At 61.4% G+C, this 4,051-nt stretch carries 6 protein-coding genes; 1 reads left to right on the forward strand and 5 read right to left on the reverse strand.

What is annotated here, in order from left to right:
* Window positions 1-100: 100 nt before the first annotated feature.
* The 4 genes from D9C15_RS09415 to D9C15_RS09430 all read right to left on the reverse strand — a co-directional run bounded on the left by D9C15_RS09415 (window position 101) and on the right by D9C15_RS09430 (window position 2,155).
* On the reverse strand, window positions 101-664 hold the full coding sequence (locus D9C15_RS09415; RefSeq protein WP_127997201.1) for a hypothetical protein: 564 nt from the start codon (window positions 662-664) through the stop codon (window positions 101-103).
* 195 nt (window positions 665-859) lie between these two features.
* On the reverse strand, window positions 860-1,390 hold the full coding sequence (locus D9C15_RS09420) for an MltR family transcriptional regulator (protein WP_127997202.1): 531 nt from the start codon (window positions 1,388-1,390) through the stop codon (window positions 860-862).
* 142 nt (window positions 1,391-1,532) lie between these two features.
* Entirely contained in the window at window positions 1,533-1,955 is a 423-nt protein-coding gene (gene vapC, locus D9C15_RS09425) for a type II toxin-antitoxin system VapC family toxin (RefSeq protein ID WP_164886697.1), read from the reverse strand.
* A complete protein-coding gene (locus D9C15_RS09430) occupies window positions 1,952-2,155 on the reverse strand; it encodes a type II toxin-antitoxin system VapB family antitoxin (protein WP_127997204.1) in 204 nt (67 codons plus the stop codon). Before D9C15_RS09430 ends, vapC begins: the two co-directional genes overlap by 4 nt.
* 826 nt (window positions 2,156-2,981) lie before the next feature.
* Here D9C15_RS09430 and D9C15_RS09435 point away from each other — a divergent pair.
* Window positions 2,982-3,260, forward strand: a complete 279-nt coding sequence (locus D9C15_RS09435) for a hypothetical protein (RefSeq protein ID WP_127997205.1) — start codon at window positions 2,982-2,984, stop codon at window positions 3,258-3,260.
* 175 nt (window positions 3,261-3,435) lie between these two features.
* Here D9C15_RS09435 and D9C15_RS09440 read toward each other — a convergent pair whose 3' ends face one another.
* Window positions 3,436-3,846, reverse strand: a complete 411-nt coding sequence (locus D9C15_RS09440; RefSeq protein ID WP_205854765.1) for a hypothetical protein — start codon at window positions 3,844-3,846, stop codon at window positions 3,436-3,438.
* Between the last annotated feature and the right edge of the window lie 205 nt (window positions 3,847-4,051).

Raw genomic sequence — 4,051 nt, forward strand, 5'->3', positions numbered from 1 at the left:
CCGCGAGACGGATGATGGACAACAGCGGCTCGCGGCCCAAGTGCCAAGCCGTGGAGGGTCGCCTCGAGTGAAGGGTTAGGCGTCGTGCAATGTGAAGCGTCTACTTGGCTGCCTTTAAGTCCATGAACACAGTCGCAGCAATTGCATCCACCTGCTGGGGCGTAACCTTCGCGAAGATCCCATGTGCGGCGCTAGAAGAGGTGTTGTACTGCTGCTCTCCGTAAAGGGTACCCGTACGCAAGCTAGAAAACTTCGCCTTCGCGTCGATGAACGCGTTGCCCGTCATGATGCCGAACATGACGCGTGCACCGATTCCGACTATGCGGTAATCAGCAACGTCGACAGACAAAAGCGTCCCCTCTTCAGTCCCGGGGCTTGGGGCGGTGTCGACGAAGTCGAAGGAGACGCCAGACTGCTTGGCATGTTCGGCAAAAGTCTCACGCCACTCGCGCTTGAATTCCGCCCAATCCTTTGACTTCACCACGGTCTCCGTGCCTGTCATTGTCAGCACGAGTCGCTTTGCCGAGGTAGCCGGAATCACGACCGGAGGCGCAGCACGTACCGGCGCCTGTTCGCTAGCGGTGGTTGTGCCTGAACCGCCGGACGGCTTCGTGGCGCAGGCGGAAAGCATTGCAGTAAGGGCGAGAAGCAGCGGCGCAATCATGCGATTCATATCGTGGCTACTGTGAGTGCGGCTAGTGTTGGGAAGAGGACTGTAGCCGACGTCGGTTTCGCGACGCCTAACGTTTGAGCTGAGGGGCCGGAGCCGGGAAGGCGCTTGGCCCGCGGGACGGATGATGGACCACACCGGCTCGCGGGCCAAGTGCCTTGCCGGCGGAGGTCCCGCTCGAGCGAAGGGTTAGGCCTCCGTCGCAGGGCGCTTAGCGCTCAGCGCTGCAAACAGCAACTGGGTGGAGATCATCATCGCCGACAGGGTGAAGCGGTTCCTTGGGTTGGCAAAAATCTCCGCCTCGAAGATTGGCCGCCCCGTACCGGAATCCCTAAGGTCGGCGGCGTAGGCCAAGCGGTTGACGTGGAGCAGGATGTTCGGTGCGGAGAAGTCGAGCGCAAAGTGATGATGGGCGACCTCGTTGCGTAACTGTGCGAGGACCTGAAGATCACGAAATATCGGCTTTGAGATCAGGCCTAACGCGTATGCCAAGCTGGCCCTGGAGGAAAAACTGCCGAGAGGCCCGGACCGGGAGTCGAGAAGTTGCTCAGCCGTGGAGCCCTTCCTGAAGCTCTTCAGCAGCAACGATGCTAGGCAGGCATCTAAGTAGCTCACACCAACCACAACTGCCGATACGTCTTCGGCATCGTTGAGCAGTGCGTAGAAGCGGTGTCCGTCCGCAGACAAGGCTTCCGGCGGGAGCGGAAGACGCGCGATCATGCTGGTGTTTCGGAGGCCTAACGTTTGAGCTGAGGGGCGGACGCCGGTATGGCGCCTTGGCCGCGAGGCGCAACATGTACCACAGCGCCTCGCGGCCAAGGTGCCATGCCGGTGGCCGTCCACTCGAGCGAAGGGTTAGGCATCACCGCTTGGCTCGTGCCTTGGCCGGCCAAACGCGAAGCGCACAGTGCTTGGCCGCATGCGTGAAGTCTTTGTCTGTGGAGAGAAGCGTCAGCTCGTGGCGCACGCAAAGTTGGGCGAGCAATGCATCGATGGTGCCGATCTGGACGCCCGCTTGGCGGCAGGTGTTGCGTATGGCTGCTGCACCGATATGGTCGTCTCGGTCTGGCTGAAGCAGTGGCAAGGCGGCGAACCGTTCGATGATCTGGCTCTGCGCTTTCGGGCCAGAGAAGCCCTGCAAGAGTTCTTGGAGAACCAGACCCGTTGTGACGACCACCTCTGAGCCGAGCAGCGCTTCCTTGAGGTTTTGCACTTCTGCCTCGGTAGCCTCCGCGTCCCGCCTGAGTGCCAGCGACCAGACGCTTGTGTCGACCATGAGGGTCATTTGCGGCGGGACCGCTCGGCCTTGTAGTCGAACGACTTGTCCCATTCAAGCTTACCTAGCAGATCGGCAACGCGCCGCTGCTCTCGGCGGGCGATGAACTCCTGCAGCGCCAGTGTGACTGCGGCCTTCTTCGTGCGCTCGCCGCTGACTTGAACTGCTCGTTCGAGGAGATCTGGATCGATTGCGAGATTAGTGGCCATGTGCGACTCCTTGTGCGGAAGTCTACACAGTTGCAGCGTTCAGCGCTACTCGAGGCGCTTACGGAATCTGCTCGTGATGCCTAACGTTTGAGCTGAGCGGACCCGCCGGTTTGGTGCTTGGCCCGCGGGACGGATGAAACCACACCGGCCCGCGGGCCAAGTGCCAAGCCGGTGGAGGTCCGCTCGAGCGAAGGGTTGGGCCTCACTGTGTGGGCTGACGGGCGGGTTGATTGATTGTGTGCCGGAGTTCTGTGCGGTAGTAGCACAATCCGGCGGGGGAGTAAGTTTCCAATGCTCCGCAACGAGCTTTTCATACTTGCTCCGAACGTCGGCCCGATGACGCTTCTTGGCGTACCGCCCGGAATCCACAATCTGCGCCAACCCGGAAAGCACAAGAAGCATGACCCCGAGGAATGCAAGGCCTGGTTGCTCGACCGAGATAGCTAGGGCTACGCCAAATAGTCCGATCAACGCTAGAGGCATAGTGTTCCTGGTCACCCTGACGAACAGCCGGAGCAAACTGCGATTCATGGTTGAACTGGCCAGGGTGTTTAGTGCGCGCGACGGGGATTTGGTGTGTGAGGCCTAACGTTTGAGCTGAGGCGACCGCCGCGGATTGGCACTTGGGCCGCGAGGTGCATGATGCCAGCGAGCGCCTCGCGGCCCAAGTGCCAAGCCGTGGAGGGTCGACTCGAGCGAAGGGTTAGGCGTCATCCTTGTTCGGGCTCAATGCAAGGGCATGCTGTGTGGGACACCCTGTAAAGCAACTTCCACTCAGCTCGCCTGCAGCGCGAGAAGATGCGACGGACACCGTGTCGAGCACACGATGAAGATCCTATTGCGCCTGCTCATCTTCCTCGACCTGGTTGCGATAGCGCCCAGTCTGGTGCTGTTCATTCCTGCCGGCATGCTCTTCGATGGCGGGTACACGAACAAGGCTTTGGTGGGCTTCATCGCGATTCTGGCTATCCCAGTGTCGTTGGCGACTTGCCTCGTCCTGGCAGTGCGGTACCGACGTCTTGGCCTCGATGCGAGAGCCGTAGCCGCGACGAGTGTTCCCTGGCTCGTGGCACTAGTGTCGGTCCTCCTTCTCGCGATTGTGTGAAGAGCACCGGGGCGGCTTGTGGAGCGCGGGCACCACCTCGAACGGTATGCGTGACGCCTAACGTTTGAGCTGAGGCGACCGCCGCGGGTTGGCGCTTGGGCCGCGAGGCGGATGATGCCAGCGAGCGCCTCGCGGCCCAAGCGCCAAGCCGTGGAGGGTCGCCTCGAGCGAAGGGTTAGGCCGCACTCTTTGACCGCCGAACGGCTTGCCATTGAGCTGCTCGCTCGAGCACTACGCGCAGCCGAGACTGTTGAGCTTCGGACAGCGGTGCTTGCTTGACCTTGCGCAGGAGCACCTTGTGCATGTAGCCCGACCGAAAGAAGTATGGACGGCACTCGAGGAAGCAGAGCGCGCTCTCGATTGCGTTGGGTTCTCCGGCCAAGATTCGCTCGGGTGCACTGTCATAGCCGCCTGGAAAGGCAAGTTCGTCGTAGCGACGATGAAACTCCGCGCAGGCGTCCTTCCATTCCTCCAGGGCCTTGGCGCTCCGGCCTCTGTTGCGCACAGTCTCGTGAATCCTCTCGTTGAGGCGCGCGATCTCCTTGGCGTTCGCCAACAACTGGTGCTTGATGTCCTCCGAGGTCACCCTGTGCGGCCTAACGTTTGAGCTGAGACGACCCCAACGGAAAGGCGCTTGGGCCGCGAGGTGCAGGATAAGCCTTGGCGCCTCGCGGCCCAAGTGCTTTGCCGTTGGGGGTCGGCTCGAGCGAAGGGTTAGGCCTCGCGTTCGTCGTCCACACGCCTACTTGCATGCCTCGAACTCAGCCGTGGCGTCAATCCTCCGCGACATG

This window comes from Piscinibacter defluvii, from assembly GCF_004011805.1.
Taxonomy (GTDB): Bacteria; Pseudomonadota; Gammaproteobacteria; order Burkholderiales; family Burkholderiaceae_C; genus Piscinibacter; species Piscinibacter defluvii.

Excerpts from the sequence above, each read along its gene's own strand:
- D9C15_RS09415 (WP_127997201.1), bottom strand. The coding sequence starts at position 664 with ATGATTGCGCCGCTGCTTCTCGCCCTTACTGCAATGCTTTCCGCCTGC.
- D9C15_RS09420 (WP_127997202.1), bottom strand. The coding sequence starts at position 1,390 with ATGATCGCGCGTCTTCCGCTCCCGCCGGAAGCCTTGTCTGCGGACGGA.
- vapC (WP_164886697.1), bottom strand. The coding sequence starts at position 1,955 with ATGACCCTCATGGTCGACACAAGCGTCTGGTCGCTGGCACTCAGGCGG.
- D9C15_RS09430 (WP_127997204.1), bottom strand. The coding sequence starts at position 2,155 with ATGGCCACTAATCTCGCAATCGATCCAGATCTCCTCGAACGAGCAGTT.
- D9C15_RS09435 (WP_127997205.1), top strand. The coding sequence starts at position 2,982 with ATGAAGATCCTATTGCGCCTGCTCATCTTCCTCGACCTGGTTGCGATA.